This is a genomic window from Amycolatopsis sp. cmx-4-54, from assembly GCF_046548895.1.
GTDB lineage: Bacteria > Actinomycetota > Actinomycetes > Mycobacteriales > Pseudonocardiaceae > Amycolatopsis.
Genome location: NZ_JAEBEJ010000001.1, coordinates 290,994 through 315,609, shown reverse-complemented (window position 1 = coordinate 315,609; position 24,616 = coordinate 290,994). Strand labels below are relative to the sequence as shown.

The following is a 24,616-nucleotide window of genomic DNA, read 5'->3' as shown; positions in this document are numbered from 1 at the left end:
ATACTCCGTTCCCCTGCCACGCGGGCGAAGCAGACGCCACCGCAGGTCGGCTGGCAACCGCCACAGCCTCCGTCGCAACGTCCCGAACCTCAGTTCGCGTCCCCGCCTCGCAGACGGCGGTGGCTGGATCGCTGGGGCTGGTACGAGCCACGGGTCGACCCGATGCACACCACGACGCGGCAAGCCGAGGCGCTGAATCTGGCACTGTCGTCACCGCCGACCAGCTATCGCGGACTCATCGTCGGCACCGACCTCCTCTCGGGGCAACTGGTCACCCACGACCCGTTCGTGTCCTATGAGGACAAACTGATCAGCTCGCCGAACGCCGCCGTTATCGGCGACGTCGGCAAGGGCAAGTCCTCGCTGCTGAAAACCTGGGCCTGCACCCGGCAACTCCTGCTCGACAACCGCCGCGTCGTGGTGCTGGACAAAAAGCTTCAAGCAGGGGTCGGCGAGTACACCGCGCTGGCCAGGTTTCTCGGCGCGCCGAGCATCCGGTTCACCGTAGACGGCCGGGGTTCGCGACTGAACCTGCTGGACCCGGTAATCGCGCTCGGTGACGACCAGGCCGGAAACCTGGAGGCCGGAAACCTGGAGGCCGACGCCCGTGGCGGGCTGGCGCGCCCGACCGGACAGATGATGCTGCTGCGCGCGGTGCTCGCGGAAGCTCTCGGCCGGCCGGTTAGCGAGCGCGAGGGCAAAGCGCTTCGGCTCGCGCTGGTCTCAGCTACCCGGGACGCGCACAACCGCGATCGCGTGCCGGTGATCAGTGACGTCGTCCACCACCTGCTCAATCCCTCCGACGACCAGGCACGCGTGCTGAGTCGACAGGTCCGGGAACTACAGGACTGGGGCTTGGACCCCGCGTTCGCGCTCGAGCGAATGATCGAGGAGGACCTCGCCGGGCTGGTCGACGCCGAAACCAGCCGAGAAGTGCATCTGGACCATCCCTCGGGCTTCACCCATTTCGATATCTCGGCTCTGCCGCTCGACGGTCCTGCGCTGCGGGTGGTCATGACCCTGATCAACACCTGGCAGGCGAATATGCTCGCCCGCCGCTCAGGTGAGGGTCAGCAGACGGTCAACGTAATCGAAGAGGGCTGGCATGTCGCCGAAGGCTCTGTCGGAGCGATCTTCCGCCGCAACACGAAGTTGTCCCGAGGGCTCGGTCTGGCCACGATCGCCGGGTTCCACCACATCTCCGACCTTCCCCCCGACTCCCCCGCCCGCTCGCTGCTGCAAGAAGCCGAGACCGTGTTCGTATACGGGCAGGGTAGCCAGGACGACGCCGAGGCGTGTGTGGAGCTCTACAACCTTCCCGCCGGCACCGAAGAGACGATCATGGCGCTGGAACAGGGCACCTGCCTGCTCAAAGTCGGCAGCCGGGATCCGATCCTGCTGAGGCACGAACGTTCACAGCGCGAGATCGCACTAACCGACACCGACGCCGCTCTGACGGGGAGCAGCAGCCGTGTCTCAGCGTGACCCGGAACCACTCCGGAACACGTCCGCCCGGCCGCCGGTCAGCACGTTCTATCCGGTGGTCGCGGCGGTGCTGATCGGCCTCACTCTCGCGGCGCTGATCGGCGCGGCCTTGTCCGGCCTGTTCAGCGGCGCTGGCTGGGCGTGGCCACCTCCCGCTCAGCTTCCCCTTGTGCTGGGTCGCTGGCTGGCCAGCCCCGATAATCCTGCGGCCGCGTGGCGCACCGATCCGCGCCCAGGCCCTGCCGTCCTGACCTATCTCCTGGTGGGGTTGATCGTGGCAGCCGAAGGAGCGCTGTGGTGGCGGATCTCAGCATGGCGACGCAGAAGCCGCGGCCGCCGAGGTGATCACCGGACCGGATTGGCTGACAAGGCCACCGTCCTCGCTCGGCTCGGCGCAGCCGCTGTGGCGAGGTCCGCTCGCCGCCTGCGCCCTTCGCTGGAAGGCGTCCGCTCCCTCAGCCCGGATGAGGCCGGGACGTTCTTTGCGCGCTGGCCAGGCACCGGCGAAGGCCTCTACGGAACCCACGAAGACTCCAAGCTGGTCGTCGCACCCCAACGGATGGGCAAAACCCAACGCCAGGCTGTCTCGGACGTCCTGCGCGCACCAGGTGCGCTGCTCGCGACCTCGACCCGCTTTGACGTCGTTGAGCTCACCATCATGGACCGAAGCAGACGTGGCCGGGTCTGGGTGTTTGATCCCGAGAGTCGGGTTCCCTGGCCGGACAAGCTTCGGTGGAACCCCATCGCCGGGTGCGAGGACTTCGATGTCGCGCTGCGCCGATCGATCGCCATCTGCAGTGCGATGCCGTTGGAAGACACCAAGAACGGCGGCTATTTTTCCGGCAAGAGCGAAGGTGTCCTCGCGGCGATGCTGCACGCCGCCGCGCTCAGCGGAGCCGGTCTAGACAGCATCTGGTACTGGACCACCAGCCAGTCCTACCAGCCCGCACAAATTCTCGACACCCACGCTGATGCGGCACCGGCGATCGGCAGTGGGCTGCGGAACCTCCTCGACAGCCTCAAAAGCACCAGCGACACCAGCGGCGCCGGCGGCATCTTCTCCACCCTAGAGCTGATCCTGCGACCACTGAACTCGCCGACCGTCATGCGGTCCCTGACACCGAAGCCTCGCGACAGGCCATTCGACATCGACGACTTCATCCTGTCCGGCACCGACACGCTGTACATGATCTCCCGCGGCCGCAAGAACTCCGCCGCACCCATGATCACCGCTCTCATGGCCGAAATCCTCCACCGCACCGACATTCTGTCGCAAAAGCCGGGCGCAGAGCAGTTCACCAAACGCCCACAGGGAGATCTCCGCCTGGACCCGCCGTTCCGAGTCGTCATGGACGAAGCCAGCGGGATCACACCACTCGAGGATCTCGCCGCCCGACTGGCCGACTCCGGCGGGCGCGGAGTCCAGCTGTACGTCTACGTTCAGTCTCTCTCGCAGCTGCGCCAACGGTGGGGGGTGGAGCAGGCGACTGAGATCTGGGACAACGCGTCGATCAAGCTCATCCTCGGTGGACTGAGCAACGCGAAGGACCTGCAGAGCATCTCCGATCTGTTGCGCGAACGAGCGGTCGACCAAGCCAGCGTCTCGACCGGGAACGCACGCGACCAGGTGACCATCTCGCCACGCATGGAACGCGCCCTGACCGTGGACGCGATCCGGGAACTCGGCGAAGGCGAGGCACTGTTGTTCTACCGCAACATGAGGGCAGCTCGGGTCGAGCTGCCCGGCTGGTGGGACTCCCCGGACATCCGTGACCGGGTTATCGCCAGTCGCGAGGAAACTCGCCGCATCGTCACGCTCTCCCAGTAGTTCTCAAAGCCGGACCGACTCACCAGCGCAGCCTCAGACTCACTCAAAGGGAGGAGAATGACCGAGACCGAGCCTCCGGAGTTCCCGGACGACGACACCAGCGTCCCGGTCGTCGACATCGAGATGGTGCCGGAAGTGGTCGCCGAACTCGCCTCCACCTCCGAACAACACGAAGGGCTGCTCCGCGAACTCGGCGGAGCCGTGGCGGAACTCGGCGGCCAGGCCGCGACACAGTCCGAAGAACTCACCGCCTTGCACGCTGGCTTTCATAAGCTGGAGAAGACGCTGGTCGACCAGGCCAATGTGGCGCAGCCGTCCCGATGGGCGTGGGAGTTCCTCAACCAGGACGCCGCGGTGCAGCTCTGGAAGGAGACGCGCTGGTTCGTCGACTACCTCACGCGACGCTATCCGCTGGGCAGCGAGGTCAGCATTCCGCCCTGCTGGTACCGGCACACTATCGCCGTCGACGAGCTTTCCGACCTCTACGCAGCCTGGCGCGAAGCGTATTGTGCGGGCGACCAGCCGTCCTCTGCGATGACGGCCTGGCGGGACCGGTGGCTGTGGCCATGTCTGTCCCGGCTCGCCGCCCACGCGTCTTGGCGCGAATGCAAGGAATCACGTCGGCACGTCCAACCGATCGCACGGCAGGACCCGACCGACAGCGGCTTTGAGGATTTCATCGCGGCCGAAGCAGGCTCGCGGCCACGCCTTTCCGAACAACCGCTTCCGTGGCCCACGTCCGGCTGACTCAAATGAACGCGAAGCGATCGATGTGCAGGGCAGGAAGTCGCCCGCATGCTTGCGGTACGTGAGAGCAGTCCATCCGCTGAGGTGGGGCACCACTGGCTGCAGGAACTTACCAACAACGCGGCTTGTCACGCGGCCTGCTGCCGCAGCCCCATGTTTCCTCACAATGAAACCGTGGAACATCCCTTCCGCCGCTGGTTTGCTCGACGCAGTCGAGCCGAATCGGGGACGGCTGCGCGCGCAAGTCGAGGCTGACCGATCCCGACGTGCAAGGCATTGCTGACCGGTGGCGTCGGTCGGTTGCTCGCCACCCTGCATCCGCGCGTCACGTAGCGGCCACCTGTGTTGCGGGTGCTCGACTACGTCGACTAGGACCTCTATCTGCGCGGCAGAGGCCTGGTGCTCCTTCCGTCCCAGTTCTGCTGTCACCATCCGGTCACCTTGAAAGACGCCGATCGGGCGCAATGCTCGACGGAAAGAGATTTCGAGCAGCCGGGACATCCCGTTCGTCGGGCGAGGTTAGCGTGTCTGGGCGTTAAAGACCGGGGCGTGGGCTTTGCCCCGGTGCGGGGCGGCGGGGCTCGTCCTGGAGAGGCAGACGTGGACGGGGCTGCCGTTGGTGGTCGGTGATGCGTTCGGCGCGGGCCGCGGTTTCACTGGCCTGGCTGGGTCGCCCTTGTCTCGGGTCGGCTGCCGTCCGATCTTGATGCTTGCCGACTGCGAGGTCTGGTGCCGTTGAGGTCTTGGGTTGCCCGATGCGTGGCTCGATGGTGGGTATCAGGGAGTCGCGTGCTTGTGTCGCGGCATTGTGGGCAGCGCGTGGCTCCCCTTCAGCCGGTGCGGGCCCGAGCGGGTCCGGTCCGGTGATGCTGTGCTGTTCACGGTAGGCGGCGATGGTGGTAACGGCTGCGAGGTATCGGGCACGCTGCGCGGCTCCGTCGGGCGGTGGGCCGAGTTGCTCGACCCACTCGGGGCGGTCGCGAACGGCTTCCCGACCGAGTTTTACGACGCGGGCGCGGATGCGGCGGGCGTCGGTGGCGACGGCTGCGGCGAGTGACTTCTCACGTCCGGTCCGCGGCACCCGATCTGGAGGGCCGGGGATCCAGCTGGGCCACATCGCGTCGCGGTTTCGGGTCGCTGGGGGCTGGTGGGGTCGCGCTGGCTTGGGGCTGGCTGGACCGGCGGCGGGGACCGGGGCAGGTTGTCCGGTGAGGTGCTCGAGGGTGTTCTGGTAGGCGGGGATGAGGTGGTCGAGCCGAGCGGGTGCGTCGGGGTGCCTCGGCGGGAGCGCGACCGGGCGGGGCCGGTCGGTCGGCGATGGGTGCGCGGCTTCCTGTGGTGTGATCGCTGCTCGGATCCTGGAGGCGGCGTAGACGCTCGGGTTGTCGATCCTGGGGCGGAGCAGGTAGTCGGGATCGAGGTCGCGCACGATCGCGCGGGGGTCGTGTCCGGCTCTGGCCGCCTTGGCGAGGTTTCGCGCGACGGCGCTGAACGCGGTGCCGGTGATGACGCGGTCGACGGCGGGGTGTTCGGCCCATTCCTGGCGGAGCAGGGTGGCGGCGATGTCGCGCTGGGCTTGTTCGATGGCGTCGGCGCGGGCTTGACGCTGCGCTTTGGTGAGTGGTCTCGGCCGTGGCTGGGTGGTCGCGGGGTCGGCTTGTGCGGAGGCTTTCACCAGACTGGCGGTGAGTCGGCTCGGGTCGTGAACTTCAGGGTTAATGAGGTTGTCGGGGTTGATGTCGCGGATCAGGTCGCGGGGGTTGCGGCCTGCTTTGTCGGCACGGTCGAGGGTGAGGGCTAGGGCGCGGAACGCGGTGCCGTGGACGACACGGTCGACGGCGGGGTGGTCCTCCCATTCCTCACGGAGCAGTCGTTCGGCTTTGACGCGGCGGACGACGTCTTCGGCGTGGACGCGGGCACGCAGCGCGCGGTGTTGCTCGATCTCTTCCGGAGTCTTCGCGGTCGGATCCGGCAGCGCGGGCTCGGTCGTGCGTCGTGCGGAGGTGGGGACGTCGAGGAGACCGAGATCGACCAGGGCCGGGATGTCGTTGCGGTTGAACTCGGTGGCTTCCGCGCGGCTGATGACTTTGGTGATGACGCGCTGGGTCCGATCCCACACTTTGCGGGGGAAGCCGAGCAAGTAGACGTCGTGGGCGGTCTCGAGTTCCTTGCGGGCGAGGAACATCCAGACGGCGAGTTTGTGTCGGGTGGCCGCGACGAAGGTGCCGGGGTTGTCCGCGCCGGTCGCGCTGAACAAGACCGCTCCCCCGCGGCGTTGCCCGTCGGGTCCGGTCCACGTGGCGCCGTCGGAACCGACGGTGAGGCCTTGGCCTTTGTGGATGGTGATGGCGTAGCCCAGGGTCAGGCCCCCTTTGGCGATGAACGCCGGGCTGAGGTCGGCGTGTTCGACGACGCGGCCGCCGCGTGTGGCGCGTTCCCAATGGACGGCGATGCTGCCGTCCTGGTAGATGGTGTCGATGACGCCGCGGTAGCCATTGAGGACGTCTGGTTCGCCGAGGCGGCGTTCATTGACCCGGACCATGACGTGATCACCTTCGCTGAAGATGGCGGTCCGGCCGCCGGAGATGTCGTAGGCGCGGGTCTCGCCGAGTTCACCGGCGACGGCGCGTAGAGCCTGGGCTCCGTCGTTGAGCCGGTCGACCATGTCGTTGGTGGCCGCGACCATGAGCAGTCCGCGTTGTTCGGTGAGCGGGTCGGGCGCGCCTTGTCGTTGGTCGAGCCAGGTGGCGAGCATCGCGGCGATGGATTCGTTTCCGGTCTCGGTGGCGATGAGGCGGTCGCGGTCGGCCCAGGAGGTGAGTGCTTCGCTGTAGTCGCCGCGGCGCCAAGCGGCGATGGCGGCGCGTTCGTCGGCGTCGACCTGGCGCCGGTTCTCCTTGAGTTCGCCCCCGCCGACGAGGGCGTGGATGACGGCGAAACTGGAGCCGATGCCGACTCCGCGGAGTTGTTTCGGGTCACCGATTTCCAGGATCTTGGTGCCGGAGGCTGTAGCGGCCAGGTAGAGCCGTGCGCGGGCGCGGTCGTCGATCATTCCGGCTTCGTCGAGGACGAGAACGTCGATACCGCGCAGTCCGGGCCCGTTCTCGATGCGCCAGAGCCATTGGGTGATGGTTCGGCTGGGGATCCCGGATTCGGCTTGCAGGGTCTGGGCGGTCACACCTTGGGTCGCGGTGCCGGCGATGACGAATCCCTCCGCCTCATAGGCCGCGCGCACGGCGTCCATGAGGGTTGTCTTCCCGCTTCCCGGCGGGCCGACGAGGGTGTCAAGTCCGGCGCCTGAGGTGGTGATGCGAAGCAGCTGGCGCCATTGTTCGGAGGAGAGTTCGAAGCCGCCACTGGCTTCGATGGTGGTGGCCGCGAGTTCGGCGGTCTCGCGGCCGACGCGGATGCTGGTCTCGTCAGGGGCACTGGTTTCGGCCTTCGCGACGATGACTCTTTCTGCCGCGATGACGTCATCGGTGGTGTAGAGGGTGGCGTTGGCCATGTGCTCGGCGCCGAGCTGGCGGCGCTCGCCGTTGGTAGGTACCACGTCGGTACCGACCGGCGCACCCGGCTGGCCTGTGTCGCCGAGCTGGACGAAACCTGCTTGCTCGAGTACATGGTCGGCCAGTTGCTCGATGTCGGCTTGCGTTCCACCGGCTGGAAGTGCCTCTGCGACCGCGATGATCGCGTCAAGGCGAGAGAAGCGGCGGCCGTGCGCGGTAACGCCGGTCTCCGGGTTCTGCAGCTGCGCGGCGAGCTCTTCCAGGCTTGGGATGCGCGTCGCTTCCGAGGTGGATTCGCCAGCGGCGAAAGGAGCGCGGACGATCTGGTCAGGGTCGAGGCCAGCGGCGATGGCTTCGTCTCGCCAGTATTCGGCGAGGGTCTGGTCTGATGCAGCGGCGCTGTCGTTCTTGCGTTCGCGGGTCATGCCCGCAGCGACCCGTCGGACGGCTGCCGTGGCGTCATCGGGGCTCAGCCCCATCTCGACCAGTGCGGCTTCGATTCCCTCACCGCGTTTGGAGAACAGGGCGATAGCCTCGTCCGGGACTGCGGCGATCTCCCACAGGCCAGTTCGTTCACTACGGCGGAACTCCATCCCGTAGCGGCTACTGAGGACGTTGCGAACGCTGGCTTGGAGCAGCTTGTCGACCACGGGTGCGTGGCGCATCAGATCGCGTCCGCCAGCCGCGATCGTGGACCATTTCCCGTCTTCGCCTTTGGTCATATTCGCGATGGTGTAGTGAACGTGCCAGTGCGGATCCCCAACCGGTGCATCACCGACAGGTCGTGCTGTCCGGTGGAACATCGCCCATCCAGCGAACCCGTTTCCCGGGGTGACGTCCGCAGTCTGGCCGTCGCCGTGGTGGCCCCGCATCCCGTAGGCGACGGCGTCTTCCACCCAGTTGAACGTCGCCATTGCCTGGTCGGTGTAGATCGCCGTGAGCTCGGCGTGGGTGCCGGGGTCGACCGACTTGAGGAGGCCGAGCAGGGCGGTGAACGATCCGGGAAGAGTGAGGGTTGCGTCGTAGGCGACGTTGCCAACCACGATCCGGTTGTCGATGTGCTGCTGGCTGCCGTCGGGGAGGGTGATCGTGCGGGTCAGGTTGGAGAACGCTGTGGTGAAGACGTCCTCGCCCCAGATGTCGGCGGGGGCGAGTTCGGCGGCGTCGGCGAGCTGGCCGGCGTGGTCTGCTCGCAGTGCCGCCCTTTCGCCTTGCCTGCGCAGGGATCGTTTGGCGCGGGCGAACATGGTGCGCATCCGGGCGGTGACGAGGACCTGGTTGAGGGGGACGTCGGCTTCGCGGGCGACGCCTTCGATCATCCTGATGAGAGGTGCTACCGCGAGTTTCGCTTCGTGCGGAACACCTTTCTTGTGTGCGACGAGCTGTTCACCGGTGGTCGGGTGATAGCCGTTGACCAGGGCACGGGCTTTGTGGAATTGGTCGGGGGTGAGTTCGGTTCCGGCTGTGATTCCGAGGTCGGCGAGTCCCTTTCCGACCCACACGAGTGGCTCCTCGCGCAGGTCGAGGTGGTCGGCGAACTGGGCGTCGGTGATGGCTTCGCCCAGGCAGCCGTGACCGATGCCCAGTCGGTAGTCGATTTGGGCCGGATCGGAGCCGATAGGCGTTATCCACGCCATCCAGTTCACCTCCTACGGTGAGCTGGGAAAACGATCTCACCCAAGATCATTGTTCCTCATTCGCGTGACGATACCTTAGCTCAAAGTTGTTGATCTTGTGGGCGGTTTACCGCCCACAAGGCCCGCGTCAGCGGGCAACGACACGGTCGGCCGTCAGGCCGTCCGTTGTCTTTCCACCTCGCCTTCGGCGAGGTGTGCCCGCGTCAGCGGGCATCCGCGCTCGCTGGCGAGCGCCGTCGTCGAAGCGAAGCGGAGACGACAGAAAGGACAGTCGGCCGTCAGGCCGTCAGTAGTCAGAATCGGCGCGGGCACCCGCGTCGATGGCTTGCGTCGTGCGCGCGGCTCGCCGTTCGCGGTGCGCACCGTTCGCGCGTTCGCCAAAAGGGACTCGGGCCGGGCGGACGGCCGTTAGCGGTCGGGAGGGGAACGGCGTCGGAGGAGATGTCCTGACCGGACAATCGGATGCGGCGCGACGGTGCGGTGATCTACGGTCAGGGCAGGGAGGGGGCTCGAAACGAGCCTCGGGAGTGATCGCGGTGGCTTTGACCGCAAGCGAAATCAGGAAGAAGATCCGCCGGCAGGCTGAGGAAGCACGGCAGGCGCGGGAGGAGGCGGTTGTCGAGGTTGCTACGGCGGCGACGGCGGCGAAGCAGGCCCGCGCGGAGAACGACGCGCGATTGCGATCGGCGTTCGACTCCGCGTTGAGGTTGTCGCACGGCGACGCTCGTGCGGCAGAGTTACGGGCGGCGTTCAACTCGGCATTGGCGGACGGGTCCGTCGTGCGGGACGCGGAGTTGGCTGTGGGGCGCGCGGTGCTGACGGCTACTAGGGAACGACGAGTGACGCAGGCGGAGTTGGCGGAGTTCACAGATCTTCGGGTTGAGGATCTGCGGCGGTGGGCTCAGCAGGCTGCGCGGGTGGATACGGGGGCGCGGGTCGAGCGTGCCGTTCCGGGAGGTAACTCGGGTCCTGGGTCGGAACGACCGCTTTCGGTGAACGGATTCGCGGTCGTCGCCAAGACTCCGATGTCTGAGGAGGTCATCGGTGAGGAGACAACCATGGCCGCCGAGAGCGAGTAGCGTCGCGGATGTGCGGCGAATCTCCCGGTTCGATACTGCTGCCGGGCTGAGCGTGAGTTGTTAGGCGACGGCGGATGATGCGGCGAGTTGCCGAGACAGAACTCTGTCTCGGCAACTCGCTACATCGACTGTTGTCAGGCGACGGCGGTCAAGGGTTCCAGGATGCGCGCTTCGGTGGGTTCGGGGTTCGGACCGGACTTGGTGAGCGTGGCGGTGACCCAGCGGAGGTCGGGTGCGATCTGGTCAGCGACGAGGGTGGTGGACCTGTCTCGCCTCCGTGCGCCGATGACCAGGCGAACGCCGACCCCGTTCTTCTCGTGGCGGCTGAAGGTCAGGGCGGTGTTCTCGGCGAGGCTGCCGTAGGCGACGACGGTGTAGTACTGGGGCCGGTCGTCGCTGTGGTCGCCGGTTGCGCCGCGGCGTGTGGAGTTCACCGCTACCTCGAACTTGAGTTCGAGGTTGCCGCTGAGGGTGCGGCGGGTTCCTTCGACTGAGCTGACATTGCCGACGATGAAGTTCGTGGCCATCTGGCTGTCTCCTTTGAGGACTGGGCTTGGTGGAACGCTGCGTGGTGTCAGCGGGGTGATGGAGGGGTCCGCAGGACGGCGGGGGTTCCGCCGGGGTTGAGCTGGTAGCCCGGGGCGGAGCGAGGGCGTGCCAGCGCGACCCCGGCGGAACCATCGGCGCTTGCCTCTGTGTCGCTCTGCTGGCCTGTGTTGCGGTGCGCCAGGGCCGGCTTCCGGGAGACGGACGGGCTGATGTGTCTGGACGACAGCGGCGGTGCGATCGCCGGATGTGCTGGGTTTCCGAGGTGCCCGGCGGGGTGCCTCCGACTCCGGGTGGAGCCGTCACCGGGTGGCCCAGTGGGAATGGGGCCACCCTGGTGACAGGGTCACCAGTTGACGACTTCGTTGTACTGGCTCATTGAAAGCCTGTCTGCGTACACTGCGTCGATTTTGAGTCGGGGCAGGAGTTCGCTCGGGACGGTGGTGTACTCGGCGACCTTGTCGAGAACTTCTTGAGGGTCGGTGACCCGAGGGAAGATGCCGACGTCGACCAGGAGGACATCTTCCCCGTCGTCATCGGGTTTGGCGGCGATGACGACGCCGAAGTAGCTGCGCAGCGCGCGGTCCCAGCCGACGGTGATCTGGCTGACGAGTGCAGGGTCTGCGGGAGTGAGGTTGTGGCGGGTCATCGGGCTCCCTCGTGCGGTGGTTCTGCGCTGACGGGGCGCTGGCATCAGCGCGCCGGGTGAGGGTCCGGAGGACGGCGTGGTTGTCACGCTCGGCCGTGCGGGTGGGATCGCGCGGAGCGCGACCCCCGCAGGGGCTTGTCTCACCCGCACGGCCGGGTGTGGCAGATGCGCCGCTTGCCCTCGCCGGGTGTGCTGACGTCGGACGTCAAGCCGCGGCCTCCGCACGAGGGAGCCCGATGGCCTGCGATCTCGTCTGGGTGGCGGATGCCGTCAGACAACGCGGCGCGGCCGGGTCCGGGAAGTGGAGCCGGCCGCGTGGTCATCGCAGCTGGCTACCGGCGGACTTGTGACATGGGTGGAGGTAACGGGCGCGGGGGTACCTGGGCGCTACTGGCCGGTGCCGGTCTTTGCGGTGGGAGCGATGTCGAGGCGGTCGGGATCCCACTGGGTGACGCGGTTGGCTTCGGCTGTGGTGGCGTCGGGGCTGAACACCATGTCCAGGAACAACGCGGTGGCGACTTCACTGAGTTCGACTTTGTCGGTGTCGACGTAGGGCTCGATGCAGTCGGTGATGACGCTGTAATTCGCGATCGGTGAGGATGGGCGTCCGATCCACAACACGTGCTCTGGACCGCTGCTGGTGCTGCGGTAGACGCGGGCGAAGAACGTAGGTGTCTGGCGGTCGAAACCGGCGACGATGACATGGTCGGAGTGGGTGTCATTCGGCGGAATGTGGTGCTGAGTCATCGGGTTGCCCTTCGCGGTGCGGGTGCACGGACAGCAGGGGCTCAGCACAGGTGCCGGGGCCCACAGGGCGCCGGGGGTTCTGTCCTGCGGCGGGCTACTCAGTGGCTCATCCCGCCATGCTCCGCCCGCCGCAGGGCGGGTTCATCGGCGCGGAGCCTCGGCACCTGTGCTGGTCTTGGCCTGTCAGTGCGGGGTCGCGTGGGGTGCGGCCGGGCTCCGGTTCGGAGCCCGGCCGGGCTTGGGTTACCAGCGGGTGGCGGCGTTGTTGCGGCCCCTGGGGGCGTAGCGCGCGATGTCCTGGTCTTCGGTGAGGGCGTCGGTGAGTTTGGGGATGTTGACTGTGGTGGTGTCGGTGTAGGGGGTGACGAGGTCGACGATGTCGGTGGCGTTGGTGTATTCGCCGGTGTTGAGGCCTTCCCAGAGCACGTTTTCCGGGTTGGTTCCGGGGGCGTCGCGGTAGACGCGGGCGAAGAAGGTGCGGATGCGGGAGTCCCAGCCGACGATGATCACGTGGTGGGGTGAGGAGCTGTTGGGGGTGAGGGTGTGTTCGGTCATCGGTGCGTGCCCTTTCAGCGGGTGGTGTGCTGACGGGGCGCGGGGCTGCACCGCGGTGGAGGGCCCGCAGGGCGGCGGGGGTTCTGGCCCGCCCGGCCCGGTGGCCCGCAGCGCAGCGAGGACCGTCACCGGGCCGGGCGGGCCGGGTTCATCGCCGCGAAGCCGTCGGCGGGGGTGCTGGTGTCGGGTGCGTCGGCTCGCCCGCGACTGGGGCGTTGCCGGGGCGACGGCCTCGGCGCGCGCGTTCGCCCCGGCCCGATGTACGTGCCGGGGCGAGCCGCGGGTCAGCGAGTGAGGGTTTGGTGAGCGCGCGGTGGCGTTTGAGCGTGATCGCGGCGGTGGTGGCTGCGATGGTGAACAGTGCGGTGAGGATCCAGTCGGGGGCGTAGAGCTTGAGCATGGCGTGCTTGCGGTGGCCGAAGGCTTTGTCGTCGACGACGGTCCAGATTTCGATGGGGAGCCGTTCGATTTCGCCGCTGTAGCTGAGGGTGCCGGGGTGGGCTTTCTCGCTGGGGGTCAGGCCCAGGACGTTGGCCCATTGCTGGATGGCTTGGCGGGCGGCGGCGGGGTGGCGTGTGTAGATGTGACCGCGCAGGGTCGGGCCGGGTGTCGGGATTTTGGTGGTGCTGGAGTAGGGGGTGGTCCAGCTCCAGTCGGCGGGCTGGCAGCCGGCGTGGTTGCCGATGCGTTCGATTTCCCTGAGCAGTTCGGTGCCGGACTGGACAAAGTCCGCAGTGCTGCGGCGCAGCACGCCGCCGGGGAGCGGTCCGGGGCTGGTGTGGTCGCTGAACATGGTGCCTCCTGGCGGGCTGGGCGTCGGTGGAACGCGGCTGTGCCCAGCACGGTGCGGGAGAGGTCCGCTAGGACGGCGGGGGTTCTGTGCGGGCCGGTCGGGTGGCCCGCAGCGCAGCGAGGACCGTCACCCGACCGGCACCCGCGCGGGGTCATCGCCGCGTGCCTCTCCGGTGCCGTGGTGCCCTCGGGCGTTTCGGCGACGTCCGGGCCTGGTGGTGCTGTGTCGGCCGTGCGGGCCATGCTGGTCCGGCTCGGCTGCGGTGAGGGCCGTTCCTGACTGCTGTGCAGCGAAGTCCGGCCTTGTCCTCGCGCTGTGGTTGTAAGGGCGAGGTACTCCGCGGCTGGGCGGGGGCATCGGGCGGGACGCGGCGAAGTGGTGCTCCGTGGCGGTTCGGAATGTGGGTGCTGGTCGGTCGGCGAGGTGTGCGGGTGGGCGGTTTTTGGCGTAGCGCCGCCAGGCGCGTAGCCCGCGTGGTCGGCGCCGCCAGGCGCCGACCACGCCAAGATGCGCAGCATCAGGGCGGAGGCGCCTCAGGCGCCGGAGCCCGATCCCTTGCCCGCCGGCAGGCGGGCCGGGTGGGCGGGGGGCGCGGGGAGTCTGAGGGGGCGCGAGCCCCTTCAGATCGGTGGGGGCGGCTCGATGCCGGCCCCACCGATGCTTCGCGCCGCGCGGGCGGGAAGCTGGTGGCTCCTCGCTCGCGGGGCGCGTTCGGTCCGGGTGGTCAGATCACGCGTCCTTGGCAGTCTTCGAACGCGAAAACTGGTTGATGGATTCCCCAGCCGTCCCCGTGGACGTCGCAGGGCTGGGCGGGCTTGATGGGCTCGTGGTCGTCGGTGAAGTAGTAGATCTTCCGCTCATGGACGTGGTAGATCGGGCGCCCACTGATCGAATCAACGTCGATGATCAGGTGTCCGGGGTCCATGTCGTGGCCGGGCGTTAATGTGCACTGGTCGCCGTTGTTGGCGGTCCATGTGCATTGCGGCATGTAGAGAAAGTCGTGGAGGCATTCGGGGCAGAAAGAGATTTTCGCGCCGCTTGCGGGCGTCGGTGTCTTGGCGTCTCCGTTCGCAACGTACGCGTTGATGAGGTCGGCTTCTGTCGGGTAGATGCGGCCGCATTCGTAGCAGTGCTGGTAGGCGTTCGGGTCGAACGTGTCGGCGTCGTTGGGCATGTCGAATACCCGGCGGCCGTCCGGGGCGTGGTCGTCGAACTCGGCGCCGGAATCCGGCTCGGGGAACGTGTCAAAGCTGGTCATGCTCGCGGTCTCCTGGGGTGAAAGCACCGGGGGGACCGGCGGCCGGGTTTCCGGCCGCCGGTCGCGGGTGTCAGGCGGGAAGGTTCGCCTGGGCGTACTCTCGGGCTGCCCTGATGGCGGCTTTGAGGATCGGCAAAACCTTGCCGTTGGCGATGCCCTGGTGGGCGGGCTTCATGTCCGCGTAGTCGGGGATCCAGGCGCGGGCGGCGGCGGCGATACCCTGTCCAGCCACTCGGCCGTTGCTCCAGTGCTTGACGGCGGCGGTAAGGCCGGTCTCGGCCTCGTAGCCGCTGATCTCCGGGTACGCGAACCGCACGATGCCGACGGCGATCGCGAGGGCTTCCGCGCGGACTTTCGCGCGGACGGCGTCCTCTTCGCAGGACGGGCCGCAGTATTCAGCGTCCGGGGTGGCGGCAATGCTGGTATCGCAGTACCCGCACCGGTAGATCTCCCCCGACTCCGGGTCGATGCCCAGGGCGTGCAGCCGCGCGGCGGTCTCCTCGGGAGTCTCCTCGGCGGGCGCGGCCTCGGTGGCGGGCTCCGGCGCGGCGGTCTCCTCGGCGGGCGCGGGCAGCGTGGCGGCCTCCGGCGCGGCGATCAGCTCGGGGACGGTGACGCCGTTGGTGTGGCACTCGGTGCACAATCCGCGCTGGCGGACGCTGCGCCGCTTCTCGGAGTCGGTGAGCACGAGGTGGCAGTCGGGGTTCGAGCAGAGGGTGATCGCGCCGTCAACGAGGGTGAGGTGAGCGTTCGCGGGAGCGGCGACAGTGGTGGTCATGTTTGCGTTTCCTTTTCGTGGGGTTGTCGTCCGGAGTTTTGGCGGCTCCGGGTGGGGTTTTCGTTCCCCCTGACAACGACAATATTACCTGGTTTGCGCCGAAAAGGGAGTGTCAGCGGGTCATTTTTTGGAGATATTTTCCGCGTCAGGCCGAGCTAAAGAATGGGGCTTTTTGCTTTTAGTCCTTGCCTGCAAAGGGGGGTCTTTGTGCTTCATTCCCTCGGCCTGATGTCGTTAAGCCAGGGGTGTCAAGGGCGCTTTTTCCCTTGACACCCCTGGTAGACATCAGGAAGGCCGAGGGAATGAAGCACAAAGACCCACCGAACCGCCGCTTTCCTGCTCCATTCCCGAGCGCCTGCCTGGGGGGTCCGGGGGGTGGCGAACGCCCCCCGGGACAACCGATTAACCGCGGCGCCATTTCCGACGCAATAACTCGTTAACCATTCTTTAGGAGCCGACAAGAATGGGCGGCCATCTTTGCCGCGGAACTTGTCTACCAGTCGCCGAGGAATATAACGCCGCCGAATACACAATGACGCCGAGCATTGTTGCCAGCAGCCAGGAGATCGAGTGGTGAGCCAGGGCGAACAGTCCCTTGTAGACAACGGTCGCGACCAGGGTGGCGAGGGTGTTGCGGATGAGTTTGTCTCGGGTCACGGGAAGGCTCCTGGGATGTGAGGATGGCGCCCGGCGCTGGCTCGATGCCGGTCGTGCCGGGCGCCGCTACGCAGGCGGGTGGACTGGGTCAGGCGACGGCTCCGCCCTGGTCCGCGGCCGGAGTGCCGAGTTCGCGGGCGGCGTGCCAGATGACGGACGAGACGTACCGGGCGCTGTCAGAATGGTGCAGGCTTATCCGGCGGACGCGCTGGCCGTTGAGGACCGCGGCGGTGGTGTTGGCGTAGGGGCGGGTGGGGATGAAAACCCCGCTGGGGAGGGTGACGCCGTGGCTGCGGGGTTCATCGGGCCGTGTGGTCCAGGTGGCCTTGATGCCGTCGATCATGAGGCGGATCCCGACGGCCTGGGCGAACGCCCACGCGGCGAAGCAGTCTGCCGTTCGCGCGGCTGCGGGGTCGCCGTTCGCGCGGTGTTTGGCCGCGACGGCGGCAAGGGTGCGGGCTATGTGCTCGCGGTCGTCCATGTACTTGAGGAGTGCGGCGGTGGGCATGGTGCGCTCCTGGCGAGTCGGCGGTAGGTACGGGTCCTGGGCGGCGTTTGCTGGGTTCCCTGGGTGTCGTGGCGGGCCGGTTACGGCCCGCCAGGCGTCGGACTCACCAGCCGGCAGCGGTCAGGTCGTCGGCGATCAGTTCGAAGGCGATCCGGTCTTCGGCGGCTTCGCGGTCGTCGTAGGCGCGCCACGCTTCGACGGTGGCGGGGTCCGGGGTGTGTTCGATGACGTGGCCGCCGAGCAGGTCCTGGATCAACTCGGCTGCGGCGACCTCGGTTGCGACGTCGGCGAAGAGGGTCTGGTCGCTCATCGGGTCCTCCTGGGGCTGGGGTGTCTGTGGAACGCGGCTCTGCCCAGTGCGCCGTAGGAGGGGGCCGAAGGCCGGCGGGGGTTCTGGGTCGGTCATTCCGGTGTGATCGCCGCAGGCGACCCCCGGAGGGGGCCTGTCTCACCGGAATGGCTGGCCCAGGTTCATCGCCGCCTGCCCCTCCTGCGGTGTACTGCCCTCGGGCGATCCACTGGCGGTCCAGGTCGGGAATCCGATGAGCGACCAGACCCGGGCGGGACAGGGCCAGCGAGGCGCACGGTTCCGGGAGCCAGGGCCGTGGGCCCGCACAGCACCCGGCGCCTGCCGCTGAAGCCTGGTGACGCCGCACGGGTTGTCGCCCGACGGTCCGGTACTGTCGGGCGACAACCGGCTAGCGGAAGTCCAGCGGCGCCGCGGCTCTGCGGGCTGGTCAGGCGGTGAGCCCGTCCAGCGGCCGCGGGTTGGCTTTCCCGCGCTCCAGGCCGTTGCGCACATGGCGCCGGGCCTCGGCAGAGTTCCAGTTCTGCACCCCGTCGTGGTGGCGGGCGGCGTTGAGCAGCGCGGTCTCGGCGGTCTGCTCGTCAAGCAGTCCGTTGCCGACCAGCTCCCCCAGCGCGGCCGCCGCGGCGAACAGCGTGTCTGCGCGGGTTCCCGGCTGCGCGTGCTCGACGTGTGCTGCCTCGTTGACCACGGCGGCTCGCACATAGGCGTCGCGGCGCGTGCCGCGGGGCAGTTGCAGCGGGATCCGTGGCTGCGGCGGCGGTGGTGTCAGTTCGGTAACCAGCCAACGAGGAAGCGGAGCGACCGGCAGATCCCGGATGACGTGGTAGAGACGCGGGCGGCCGTTGACCCGCCGGACCGATCCACCCGCCACCACGAAGCCGCCGTCGGCGCGGGTGTCGACGTGCCAGCCGAGTCCGTTGCCGCGGTCTCCGGCCGTGTTGCGCAGCGTGGCCCCGGCGGGTGCGGTGAAGTAGCGGTGCTCCCCCGTTCCTGGCGGTCCGGTCTTCCCCGGGGTGATCACGGAGTAGGTGTTGACGGGCTCGGGTTCACCGGCACGCTGGGCGAGGATGCGCAGCACGTCACGACCGTGGGTGACTCCCAGATCGGCCCATTCCGGTGGCGCGGGTGATCCGCGTGCCGGGTCGAGGTCGATCACCACGAGACCGGCGCGCCGGCAGGCAATCCCGACGTTGTAGGCGGCCTGTGACCAGATCTCGGTGATGGCGTCGGCATCGGTGGTCGCGGCGTTATCCCAGTCCTCGACCGCCGGGAAGGTCGAGTACGGGTGCAGGGGAAAGACCGGCCAGCCGCGGCGGGCGGCAGCCAGCGCCGCGTTCAGGCGCGGTGGTGGATTCTGTTGCCGAGCCGGTGTTCCCGCGCTCCTTCTGGGGTCCATGGTGTCCTCCTTCCCTGGCTTGTGAGAGTAGGTGGTGGCGGGGTTGCCGTGCAGGAGGAAACCGCTGCTCACGGGGTCACCACCGGGTCGACGAGCAGGGCGGTCGCGTTGTCGTGGCCTCCGTGTTCCGTGCCTGCGCGGGCGATCCGGTGCGCACCGGTCCGCACGTCGCTCGCGGCGGCGAGAGTGGTGAGCGTGTCGTGCGGTACGTGCTTGTGCACACCGTCGGTGGTGAGCAGGAGCCGGGTGGTGTGATCCCGGGTGGCGGCTCGGCCGATGGTGGCTGCCGAGGCGGTCGCGACGGTGGTGGTGACGATGTGCTCCCATCGCGGGAGGTGATGGGCGTGCCAGCCCGGCGGCGGCTCGTGGACGGAGTACGCCTCCCGCAGCCAGGCACGTGCTTCCTCGGCCACGGTGTGGTCGGTGGTCAGCTGGCACAGGCGGCCGTCGCGAAGCTCGTAGCCGCGGCAATCCCCCACCCACGCCAGTTCGTAGCCCTCGCCGCCGGCGCGGGCGGCGGCCACGACCATCACGGTGTCGCCGTCCGGCTGGCGGTTCAGGAGTTCGTGGCGGGCGGCGAGCAGCGCGGCGGCGGGGTCCAGGCCCCGGCCGTAGAGGGCTCGCACGGCGGTGGTTGCGGCAGTCCGCGCGGCGGCGGCCGCTTCAGGGTTGTCGCCGATGCCGTCAGCGACCGCCCACGCGGTGACCTCGCCGGTCACGTCGTCGACGAACACGGCGGCATGGTCGGCGTTGACACGGCGGCTGCCGGTGAGGCTGGCGCGGCCGCGATGAAACACCGGCCACGATGCCGGTCGTTCCAGGTGCTGGCGTGCGAAAGCGCACGCTTCGGCGTGTCACCGGGCGGGTCGGCGGTTTCCGACCAGCCGCACAGTCCGCACAGCGCCCGTGGCGGCCGGTCGGGCCGGGGCTGGACGACGGCGACCTTGTGCAGGGCCTGGCCGGTGGTGTCGCGAAGCACGTGGAGCATGGTGATTCTCCCAAGCAGGCAAGGAAAAGTGACGGGGTGGAGCCCCGGTGCTGGCGGGCCGGAGCACGTCCGCCAGCACCGGGGAGCAAGGAGGCGGGTCAGAGACCGCCGGTGAGCAGGATCTGTTCGAATCCCAGCCGCAGCGGGAAGGTCGTGGCGCTGGCCTCGACCGGGTACCGCGGGCTGTCTTCCAGGCGCAGCTGCTTGGTGGAGTTCTCGTCGAGGTACACGACGCAGGTGCCGCCGGCATAGTCGACCGACTTCACGGCACCGGTCAGCCCTGCCAGAAACTTCGGGGTCACGTCGGTGACCATGACCGGATCGCCTTCGCCGATGTCAGCGGCCAGGGCCCGCAGGCGCTGCTTGCGGGCAGCGTCGACGGAGGTGAGCAGTTCCGGGGCGGCTTCGTTGATCAGGAATTTCGCGAGTTCGCCGAAACCGTCAGGCGCGTCGCGGACTTCCAGGGTTTCCACGGGAATGCCGTCCAGGGAGTGCCTGGTGGTGCCTTCGGGCATCCAGACCCGGTTGCGGCCAGTCTGGCTGGCCAGCTTGGCGGTGGAGGCTTCGTCCAGGAGAACGGTGGCGTACTTGCCGTTCTTGGCCTGCACGGTGCCGGAAAGCCCGCGGTACCGGGCGGGGTTGATGATGTCGCGGGTCGTGACCTGCGCTCCGACCGTGACCAGGGCGGCGTACAGGGCGTTGGTCGCGTCGTTGAGCAGTCGACGACGCAGCTTGATGGCGTCGCGCAGGGCATGGGCCTGCGGTTGTGTCAGCTCGTGGACCTGGTTCACGACGAGATCGGCGTGCATGAATTCCTCCGGCGTCGGGGTGGTGGACGCCGGGAAGCAGCACGCCCGGGTAGCGGGGTCGCGGGCCGGGGCACCGGTACCCGTGTCCGGCGCTGTAGGCGCTGTCGGTGCCCTGGCCCGCGACGGCGGGGCCACCCCCGAAGGGCCGCCGGGCGGCGAGTTCGCGGAACGCGGCTGAGCGCAGCGAGGCGACGTCTCGCCCACTCGGCGGCGGCCGGGGTGGCATCGGCGCTTGCCCCGCCTGGGCGTGCTCGGCTGACCGCGGTCATCACCCCGGCTGCGGATCCAGGGCCCGCCCGGTGAAGGCGTGGCGCGCCCCCGCTGGTCGGCGGCGCAAGCGCACTGCGGACACACAGCCGGGCCGACTCCACCCCCTGCGCACGCTCCCGGTGTCCCGCCGGTGCTTCAGGGGCATGAGGCGAGAAGGCCTCGCCTCATGCCCCGCCTCTGAACCGGGGGCCCACGGCTATCCGGCAGGACAAGCACCGACCGGCATCTACCTCGGATATTCAATCGATCTCGATTGAATATCCGAGGTAGGTGCCGGTCGGTCGTCAGAGGTTCTCGAAGGGGTTGTATTCGGCGTCTGTGCGGATCACGAACTCGTCCGAGCTGGTGGGGATCGCCCAGTAGCGCTCGCCTGCGTGGCTGAACTGCGCGGCGTGCGCATCCGGGTTCGCGTTCATCGCCGCGATGGCGTCCGCGTCGATGGCCCGGTCGGCCGCGGTTTCGCGGGAGCGCATCCAGGTGTCGTAGGCGGCGTTCGGGTCGTACTCGGCTTTGTCGGCCACGGCAAGGTCCTTTCCTGTTCCTCGGGCACGGGGGTTCGGGGATGTGCGCGGCAGACCGGCGGGCGGCAGCCGGCGTGGCGGCACGGCGTTGTGCGGCTATCGGGACTCGGTGGCGAGTTCGAGGTGCTGGTCGGCGAAGAGCGTGAAGGTGGTCATGTCGCGGCGGATGACGTTCGAGACGGTGGCGATGGGCGCGCCGGTCGCAGCGTCGAGAAGGTCGAGTTCCGCGGTGATGCGGCTCGGTGAGAACCGCGCCACCGCGGCGACCGTGTTGAGCGTGCGAACGGCGATGTCGCGACGGTCGACGATCGTGTAGACGGTCCAGCCGTTGAGCGTCATGGTCAGAAGCTCCCTCCGGGGTTCCAGGACGACCGGACCGGCGCACGGGGATGGCGAGCGCCGGTCCCGGTCGTCGCGAGGGCCCTACGCGGGCAGGGCGAGTCGGTGGCGCGAGTGGTCCGCCGCGAAGGCGCGGCCGTCGCGCAATTCCCGGCGGCTGACGTTGGTGTAGGTGCACGACACGTCGCAGTGGTCACAGCGGAACGTCCCGGAGTGGCGGCGGGTGATCGCGGTGAGCGTGTCGTCGACGGCGATGAGCACGTGCGCCCACAGGCTGAGTACGACATCGATTGGAGAGCTGCTGAGGCGGTGTCGCCCCATGTTCCGGGTCCTCTCTGAGCGGTGGTGTCTGACAGCCCGTGGTGTCACCAGGCCGCGCAGAGGTCCGGAGGACGGCGGGGGTTCCGGCCGGCCGGTCGGGTGGCCCGCAGCGCAGCGAGGACCGTCACCCGACCGGCCGGGCGGATTCATCGCCGCGTGTCTCTGCGCGGTGTGGTGATCTCGTGCGTCAGCCGCGACGCACCAGAGAACACGGTGCTGCGGTCTGCGCATCAGTACGGACGACTTGTTGCCGGGCACCTTTGCTGCACAGAGCAGGCGGAATTGAACGGCGACGTACGCTCCTCCGGTCGTTGCGAGTCCGCGTACTCGATCCGGAAGTGGACCTGGTTACGATGACGAGTGAGGGCGACGCCCAGCGGACGCCGCCCCATGCCTAAGCCAGCAGCCTGAGAAACTCGTGGCTTAAGGCAGCCAGCACCGTGAGGAGCTGGATCACCCAGTTGAAGACGTGACGCCGGTCGGGCCTTGTTCTCTCGACCGGGGTCACGCTCTGGTGTCTCCCCGATGACATGGCCGACATCTCCTTTTGTTGATAGCACTCACTTGTGTTCCTGGTGGCTGCTGGTGGGAGCGTCCGACGCGCTCCCACCAGCCTCAGGTCACGCCGCCAGGTCCACGTCGTGGCCGGGGTCGGTCACCACATCGCTGACGCTCTCGCTCGCATCGGTGATCGAGTCGCCCTGCCCGGCCGGCTCGTCGTCGCCGGTGGTGGTCGGCTCGCTCGGGTCGTCTGCCTCCTCGGACTCCTCGCCGGTCGTCCCACTGCCGTCCTCGCTGCCGGGGAACGCGGTCTCGGTCGTGTCTGTGGTGATCGGGGTGGCCACCGCGGTGTCGCGAGGAGCCACGACCATCTCTTCGACGGGCGAGAGCGCATAGCCCCACGACCGCAGCTGCGTGAAGTAGGAGACCTGCGCGGCCGTGGGGGTGTCCCAGGTGCGGCGCCGATCGGTTCCCGCTTCGATCGAGGCCAGCAGCATCATCAGGTTGATCATCGTCGCCCGGCCAGGGGTAGCCTTGGCCGCCGCCTCGGCGATGGGGTGCGTGACCTTCCGGTTGTAGCGGGTGCGCCCCGCCTTCGGCTTAATGTTCAACAGGGTGACGGCCAGCTCGTGGTCGGCTTCCATCGCCTTGCGCAGGTCGGTGCCGCCTTCGGCCCACATCTGAGCGATCCACGAAGCAGCGTCCTTCGGTGCGGTCTTGCGGGCACCGAAGGACTTCAGGAACTTCGTCCTGACCTTCACCGCGGAGTCCCACTCCTTGCCGTTCTTGATCACCGTGCGTCGGGCCGCCTTCTCCGCCTCGCTCATCGGCCCGGCAACCCGACCGGTCGTGCTGGAGGAGAACGTCGTCTTGCCCTCGCCTGCGTTCCGCTCGGCGTGACCGTGGCCGGCGAAGTCGGTGCAGATGTGCGTGACGATCACGCGCTCGTCGGCCGGCTTCCAGCCGTGGTAGTCGAGGTAGGCGGCGTGTCCGGCGCAGGATTCGTGTCGCTTCGGGGTGATTTTGATGCCCGGCTTCGACGTCGGCGTGGCGCGCAGGTCGGTGAGCCTGCGTGCTTTGCCGAAGGAGAGGTTGTCGGGCCGGTCGACGACGGTGATGCCTTCGGCGGTCAGCTTGTCGGTGATCTCCTGACGCAGCCGCTTCTCCTCGCGGCGGTCCCGCAGCCGCTGCGCCTGGTGGTCGAACTGCTCCGGTCGCTGGGCGGCGCACTCGGTCAGTGACGCCACAGCCTCGTCGTCGTCGCTGAACTCGGCGACAACCGCGGCCTGGGTGAGGTCCAGTGTGCCTTCGTCGAGGGCCTTGCGCGCGAGGTCGCTCTTGGCGACCCGAACGGTGGTCTCGACTTCCTTGAGGGGGATCGAGCATTCCCGGGCGATGGCTCGGGCGTCCAAGCCCAGCTCCAGCAGCTGCTGGGTTGCCCCGACCTGATCGGCGCCGGTGATGTCGAGGCGGTGCCGGTTCACCACGACCTGGTCGACGATCCGGGTGCGCTCCAGCTCGGTCTCGTCGGTGTCGGGCAGTGGTTCGACGATGACACGGACGATCTCTCGCTTGGTCTTGAGCGCGGCGAGTGTCCGCCGCTGCCCGTCGTGCACGACCAGCGTTCCGTTGCTGTCACGGTAGGCACGGATCGGCTCGCGCACGCCGTGGCGGCCGATGCTGCGGACGAAGTCCTTGTCCAGCACGACATCGCGGCGGGTGTTCGCGCCGATGGACAACTCGTCCGGGCTGACCTCCAGCAGTTCGGCACCGCCGAACGGCGGGCTGGTGACGCTGGTCAATGCGAAGGCCTCCTCGACGGCGGCCGCGGTAGCGTCGGTCGCCGGCCCGGACACCGCGGGAGGTGTCTCGACGACCGGTGCCGGAGGCACGTCGCGGTCGAGTACGGCCGGGCTCTCCATGGTGGTCACTGGCATGCTCCATCTCGTGGGTTCGCGGGCCCGGCGCTGTGCCGACTGCCGGGCTACCGCTGGTGCGTCGCACGGGTTTTTCGCGGAATCCGTGCGTCGTCCTCGTGCGGGACGCACTCGGTCATGCACGCGCGCCGCGCCCAGGCCCCACCGGGATGGGCTGCTTCAGCCGGGTGAACCAGCCGCGCGGATCTGTCGACGCTGAAGGAATTCCGCGGCTGGTTCAGCCGTGTCGGGGCCCTTGGCGTTGGGGGCCTGGGCGCGACGCGCGTGCTAGAGTGCAAGTCCCGCACCACGGACGTCGCGCGATTGCCGTAGCGCTTCTGCCGTTGCCGATCGGTTGGTGCAGCTCGGTTTTCGCCACGCGACGCCACGCGTTCCGTGTAGCGCGGAAGGCGTCGACCATCGACGTGCACTGGGGCCGATCCGGTGCCGCGCTATCTGCCGCTCCACCACG

General features: G+C 68.3%; 23 protein-coding genes. 5 read left to right on the top strand and 18 right to left on the bottom strand.

All coding sequences use genetic code 11. From position 1 onward, the window contains the following. Window positions 1-162: 162 nt before the first annotated feature. Genes ACLJQ7_RS01540 through ACLJQ7_RS01530 form a run of 3 tightly spaced genes read left to right on the top strand, consistent with a single transcriptional unit; the run spans window position 163 to window position 4,060 of the window. Window positions 163-1,485, top strand: coding sequence for an ATP/GTP-binding protein (locus tag ACLJQ7_RS01540; protein ID WP_410646287.1), 1,323 nt, complete (start codon window positions 163-165; stop codon window positions 1,483-1,485). Further along, the gene (locus tag ACLJQ7_RS01535) at window positions 1,472-3,313 is read left to right on the top strand and encodes a type IV secretory system conjugative DNA transfer family protein (protein ID WP_410646286.1); all 1,842 of its coding nucleotides are present in this window, start codon (window positions 1,472-1,474) and stop codon (window positions 3,311-3,313) included. Before ACLJQ7_RS01540 ends, ACLJQ7_RS01535 begins: the two co-directional genes overlap by 14 nt. 57 nt (window positions 3,314-3,370) lie before the next feature. Beyond that, window positions 3,371-4,060 carry a hypothetical protein gene (locus tag ACLJQ7_RS01530; RefSeq protein WP_410646285.1) on the top strand — a complete coding sequence of 230 codons (690 nt, stop codon included), beginning with the start codon at window positions 3,371-3,373 and terminating at the stop codon, window positions 4,058-4,060. Between the two features lie 535 nt (window positions 4,061-4,595). On the opposite strand, the gene mobF is transcribed toward ACLJQ7_RS01530, so the two are convergent. Continuing rightward, window positions 4,596-9,203 (bottom strand): MobF family relaxase, encoded by a 4,608-nt coding sequence (gene mobF, locus ACLJQ7_RS01525; protein ID WP_410646284.1) that lies wholly within the window; start codon window positions 9,201-9,203, stop codon window positions 4,596-4,598. Between the two features lie 527 nt (window positions 9,204-9,730). Between mobF and ACLJQ7_RS01520 the strand changes: the two genes are divergently transcribed. Further along, complete coding sequence (locus ACLJQ7_RS01520) at window positions 9,731-10,282, top strand: hypothetical protein (protein WP_410646283.1); 552 nt, start codon at window positions 9,731-9,733, stop codon at window positions 10,280-10,282. A 134-nt stretch (window positions 10,283-10,416) separates the two neighbouring features. Here the strand turns inward: ACLJQ7_RS01520 and ACLJQ7_RS01515 are convergent, their stop codons facing one another. The 13 genes from ACLJQ7_RS01515 to ACLJQ7_RS01455 form a co-directional block, all read right to left on the bottom strand. Next, entirely contained in the window at window positions 10,417-10,809 is a 393-nt protein-coding gene (locus ACLJQ7_RS01515) for a single-stranded DNA-binding protein (RefSeq protein ID WP_410646282.1), read from the bottom strand. A gap of 365 nt (window positions 10,810-11,174) precedes the next feature. Further along, entirely contained in the window at window positions 11,175-11,477 is a 303-nt protein-coding gene (locus ACLJQ7_RS01510; RefSeq protein ID WP_410646281.1) for a hypothetical protein, read from the bottom strand. A gap of 387 nt (window positions 11,478-11,864) precedes the next feature. Then, on the bottom strand, window positions 11,865-12,224 hold the full coding sequence (locus ACLJQ7_RS01505) for a hypothetical protein (protein ID WP_410646280.1): 360 nt from the start codon (window positions 12,222-12,224) through the stop codon (window positions 11,865-11,867). Window positions 12,225-12,467: 243 nt separating this feature from the next. Further along, window positions 12,468-12,779, bottom strand: coding sequence for a hypothetical protein (locus tag ACLJQ7_RS01500; RefSeq protein WP_410646279.1), 312 nt, complete (start codon window positions 12,777-12,779; stop codon window positions 12,468-12,470). 148 nt (window positions 12,780-12,927) lie between these two features. After that, window positions 12,928-13,572, bottom strand: a complete 645-nt coding sequence (locus ACLJQ7_RS01495; protein ID WP_410646278.1) for a hypothetical protein — start codon at window positions 13,570-13,572, stop codon at window positions 12,928-12,930. Between the two features lie 724 nt (window positions 13,573-14,296). Next, on the bottom strand, window positions 14,297-14,830 hold the full coding sequence (locus tag ACLJQ7_RS01490; RefSeq protein ID WP_410646277.1) for a hypothetical protein: 534 nt from the start codon (window positions 14,828-14,830) through the stop codon (window positions 14,297-14,299). 70 nt (window positions 14,831-14,900) lie between these two features. Then, window positions 14,901-15,608 (bottom strand): hypothetical protein, encoded by a 708-nt coding sequence (locus ACLJQ7_RS01485; RefSeq protein ID WP_410646276.1) that lies wholly within the window; start codon window positions 15,606-15,608, stop codon window positions 14,901-14,903. A gap of 745 nt (window positions 15,609-16,353) precedes the next feature. Beyond that, on the bottom strand, window positions 16,354-16,773 hold the full coding sequence (locus tag ACLJQ7_RS01480; RefSeq protein WP_410646274.1) for a hypothetical protein: 420 nt from the start codon (window positions 16,771-16,773) through the stop codon (window positions 16,354-16,356). A gap of 103 nt (window positions 16,774-16,876) precedes the next feature. Continuing rightward, on the bottom strand, window positions 16,877-17,083 hold the full coding sequence (locus tag ACLJQ7_RS01475; RefSeq protein WP_410646272.1) for a hypothetical protein: 207 nt from the start codon (window positions 17,081-17,083) through the stop codon (window positions 16,877-16,879). Window positions 17,084-17,510: 427 nt separating this feature from the next. After that, window positions 17,511-18,479: a bifunctional DNA primase/polymerase gene (locus ACLJQ7_RS01470; RefSeq protein WP_410646271.1), complete on the bottom strand. Its 969-nt coding sequence runs from the start codon at window positions 18,477-18,479 to the stop codon at window positions 17,511-17,513. Between the two features lie 68 nt (window positions 18,480-18,547). Continuing rightward, window positions 18,548-19,213, bottom strand: a complete 666-nt coding sequence (locus ACLJQ7_RS01465) for a PP2C family protein-serine/threonine phosphatase (protein ID WP_410646270.1) — start codon at window positions 19,211-19,213, stop codon at window positions 18,548-18,550. Next, window positions 19,195-19,467: a hypothetical protein gene (locus ACLJQ7_RS01460; protein WP_410646269.1), complete on the bottom strand. Its 273-nt coding sequence runs from the start codon at window positions 19,465-19,467 to the stop codon at window positions 19,195-19,197. The genes ACLJQ7_RS01465 and ACLJQ7_RS01460 overlap by 19 nt, the downstream gene beginning before the upstream one ends. Before the next feature lie 98 nt (window positions 19,468-19,565). Then, the gene (locus tag ACLJQ7_RS01455) at window positions 19,566-20,276 is read right to left on the bottom strand and encodes a hypothetical protein (protein WP_410646268.1); all 711 of its coding nucleotides are present in this window, start codon (window positions 20,274-20,276) and stop codon (window positions 19,566-19,568) included. On the opposite strand from ACLJQ7_RS01455, the gene ACLJQ7_RS01450 reads away from it, so the two are divergent. Next, the gene (locus ACLJQ7_RS01450) at window positions 20,275-20,454 is read left to right on the top strand and encodes a hypothetical protein (RefSeq protein WP_410646267.1); all 180 of its coding nucleotides are present in this window, start codon (window positions 20,275-20,277) and stop codon (window positions 20,452-20,454) included. The genes ACLJQ7_RS01455 and ACLJQ7_RS01450 overlap by 2 nt on opposite strands. A 376-nt stretch (window positions 20,455-20,830) precedes the next feature. On the opposite strand, the gene ACLJQ7_RS01445 is transcribed toward ACLJQ7_RS01450, so the two are convergent. The 4 genes from ACLJQ7_RS01445 to ACLJQ7_RS01430 all read right to left on the bottom strand — a co-directional run bounded on the left by ACLJQ7_RS01445 (window position 20,831) and on the right by ACLJQ7_RS01430 (window position 24,150). Beyond that, window positions 20,831-21,067 (bottom strand): hypothetical protein, encoded by a 237-nt coding sequence (locus ACLJQ7_RS01445; RefSeq protein ID WP_410646266.1) that lies wholly within the window; start codon window positions 21,065-21,067, stop codon window positions 20,831-20,833. A 96-nt stretch (window positions 21,068-21,163) separates the two neighbouring features. Continuing rightward, window positions 21,164-21,406, bottom strand: coding sequence for a hypothetical protein (locus ACLJQ7_RS01440; protein ID WP_410646265.1), 243 nt, complete (start codon window positions 21,404-21,406; stop codon window positions 21,164-21,166). An 84-nt stretch (window positions 21,407-21,490) separates the two neighbouring features. After that, the gene (locus ACLJQ7_RS01435; RefSeq protein ID WP_410646264.1) at window positions 21,491-21,727 is read right to left on the bottom strand and encodes a hypothetical protein; all 237 of its coding nucleotides are present in this window, start codon (window positions 21,725-21,727) and stop codon (window positions 21,491-21,493) included. A 620-nt stretch (window positions 21,728-22,347) separates the two neighbouring features. Next, complete coding sequence (locus ACLJQ7_RS01430; protein WP_410646989.1) at window positions 22,348-24,150, bottom strand: ParB/RepB/Spo0J family partition protein; 1,803 nt, start codon at window positions 24,148-24,150, stop codon at window positions 22,348-22,350. Between the last annotated feature and the right edge of the window lie 466 nt (window positions 24,151-24,616).

Excerpts from the sequence above, each read along its gene's own strand:
- ACLJQ7_RS01485 (WP_410646276.1), bottom strand. The coding sequence starts at position 15,608 with ATGACCACCACTGTCGCCGCTCCCGCGAACGCTCACCTCACCCTCGTT.
- ACLJQ7_RS01515 (WP_410646282.1), bottom strand. The coding sequence starts at position 10,809 with ATGGCCACGAACTTCATCGTCGGCAATGTCAGCTCAGTCGAAGGAACC.
- ACLJQ7_RS01430 (WP_410646989.1), bottom strand. The coding sequence starts at position 24,150 with ATGGAGAGCCCGGCCGTACTCGACCGCGACGTGCCTCCGGCACCGGTC.
- ACLJQ7_RS01510 (WP_410646281.1), bottom strand. The coding sequence starts at position 11,477 with ATGACCCGCCACAACCTCACTCCCGCAGACCCTGCACTCGTCAGCCAG.
- ACLJQ7_RS01505 (WP_410646280.1), bottom strand. The coding sequence starts at position 12,224 with ATGACTCAGCACCACATTCCGCCGAATGACACCCACTCCGACCATGTC.
- ACLJQ7_RS01440 (WP_410646265.1), bottom strand. The coding sequence starts at position 21,406 with ATGACGCTCAACGGCTGGACCGTCTACACGATCGTCGACCGTCGCGAC.
- mobF (WP_410646284.1), bottom strand. The coding sequence starts at position 9,203 with ATGGCGTGGATAACGCCTATCGGCTCCGATCCGGCCCAAATCGACTAC.
- ACLJQ7_RS01495 (WP_410646278.1), bottom strand. The coding sequence starts at position 13,572 with ATGTTCAGCGACCACACCAGCCCCGGACCGCTCCCCGGCGGCGTGCTG.
- ACLJQ7_RS01470 (WP_410646271.1), bottom strand. The coding sequence starts at position 18,479 with ATGGACCCCAGAAGGAGCGCGGGAACACCGGCTCGGCAACAGAATCCA.
- ACLJQ7_RS01435 (WP_410646264.1), bottom strand. The coding sequence starts at position 21,727 with ATGGGGCGACACCGCCTCAGCAGCTCTCCAATCGATGTCGTACTCAGC.
- ACLJQ7_RS01490 (WP_410646277.1), bottom strand. The coding sequence starts at position 14,830 with ATGACCAGCTTTGACACGTTCCCCGAGCCGGATTCCGGCGCCGAGTTC.
- ACLJQ7_RS01450 (WP_410646267.1), top strand. The coding sequence starts at position 20,275 with ATGAATTCCTCCGGCGTCGGGGTGGTGGACGCCGGGAAGCAGCACGCC.
- ACLJQ7_RS01460 (WP_410646269.1), bottom strand. The coding sequence starts at position 19,467 with ATGCTCCACGTGCTTCGCGACACCACCGGCCAGGCCCTGCACAAGGTC.
- ACLJQ7_RS01530 (WP_410646285.1), top strand. The coding sequence starts at position 3,371 with ATGACCGAGACCGAGCCTCCGGAGTTCCCGGACGACGACACCAGCGTC.
- ACLJQ7_RS01480 (WP_410646274.1), bottom strand. The coding sequence starts at position 16,773 with ATGCCCACCGCCGCACTCCTCAAGTACATGGACGACCGCGAGCACATA.
- ACLJQ7_RS01455 (WP_410646268.1), bottom strand. The coding sequence starts at position 20,276 with ATGCACGCCGATCTCGTCGTGAACCAGGTCCACGAGCTGACACAACCG.
- ACLJQ7_RS01500 (WP_410646279.1), bottom strand. The coding sequence starts at position 12,779 with ATGACCGAACACACCCTCACCCCCAACAGCTCCTCACCCCACCACGTG.
- ACLJQ7_RS01475 (WP_410646272.1), bottom strand. The coding sequence starts at position 17,083 with ATGAGCGACCAGACCCTCTTCGCCGACGTCGCAACCGAGGTCGCCGCA.
- ACLJQ7_RS01540 (WP_410646287.1), top strand. The coding sequence starts at position 163 with ATGCACACCACGACGCGGCAAGCCGAGGCGCTGAATCTGGCACTGTCG.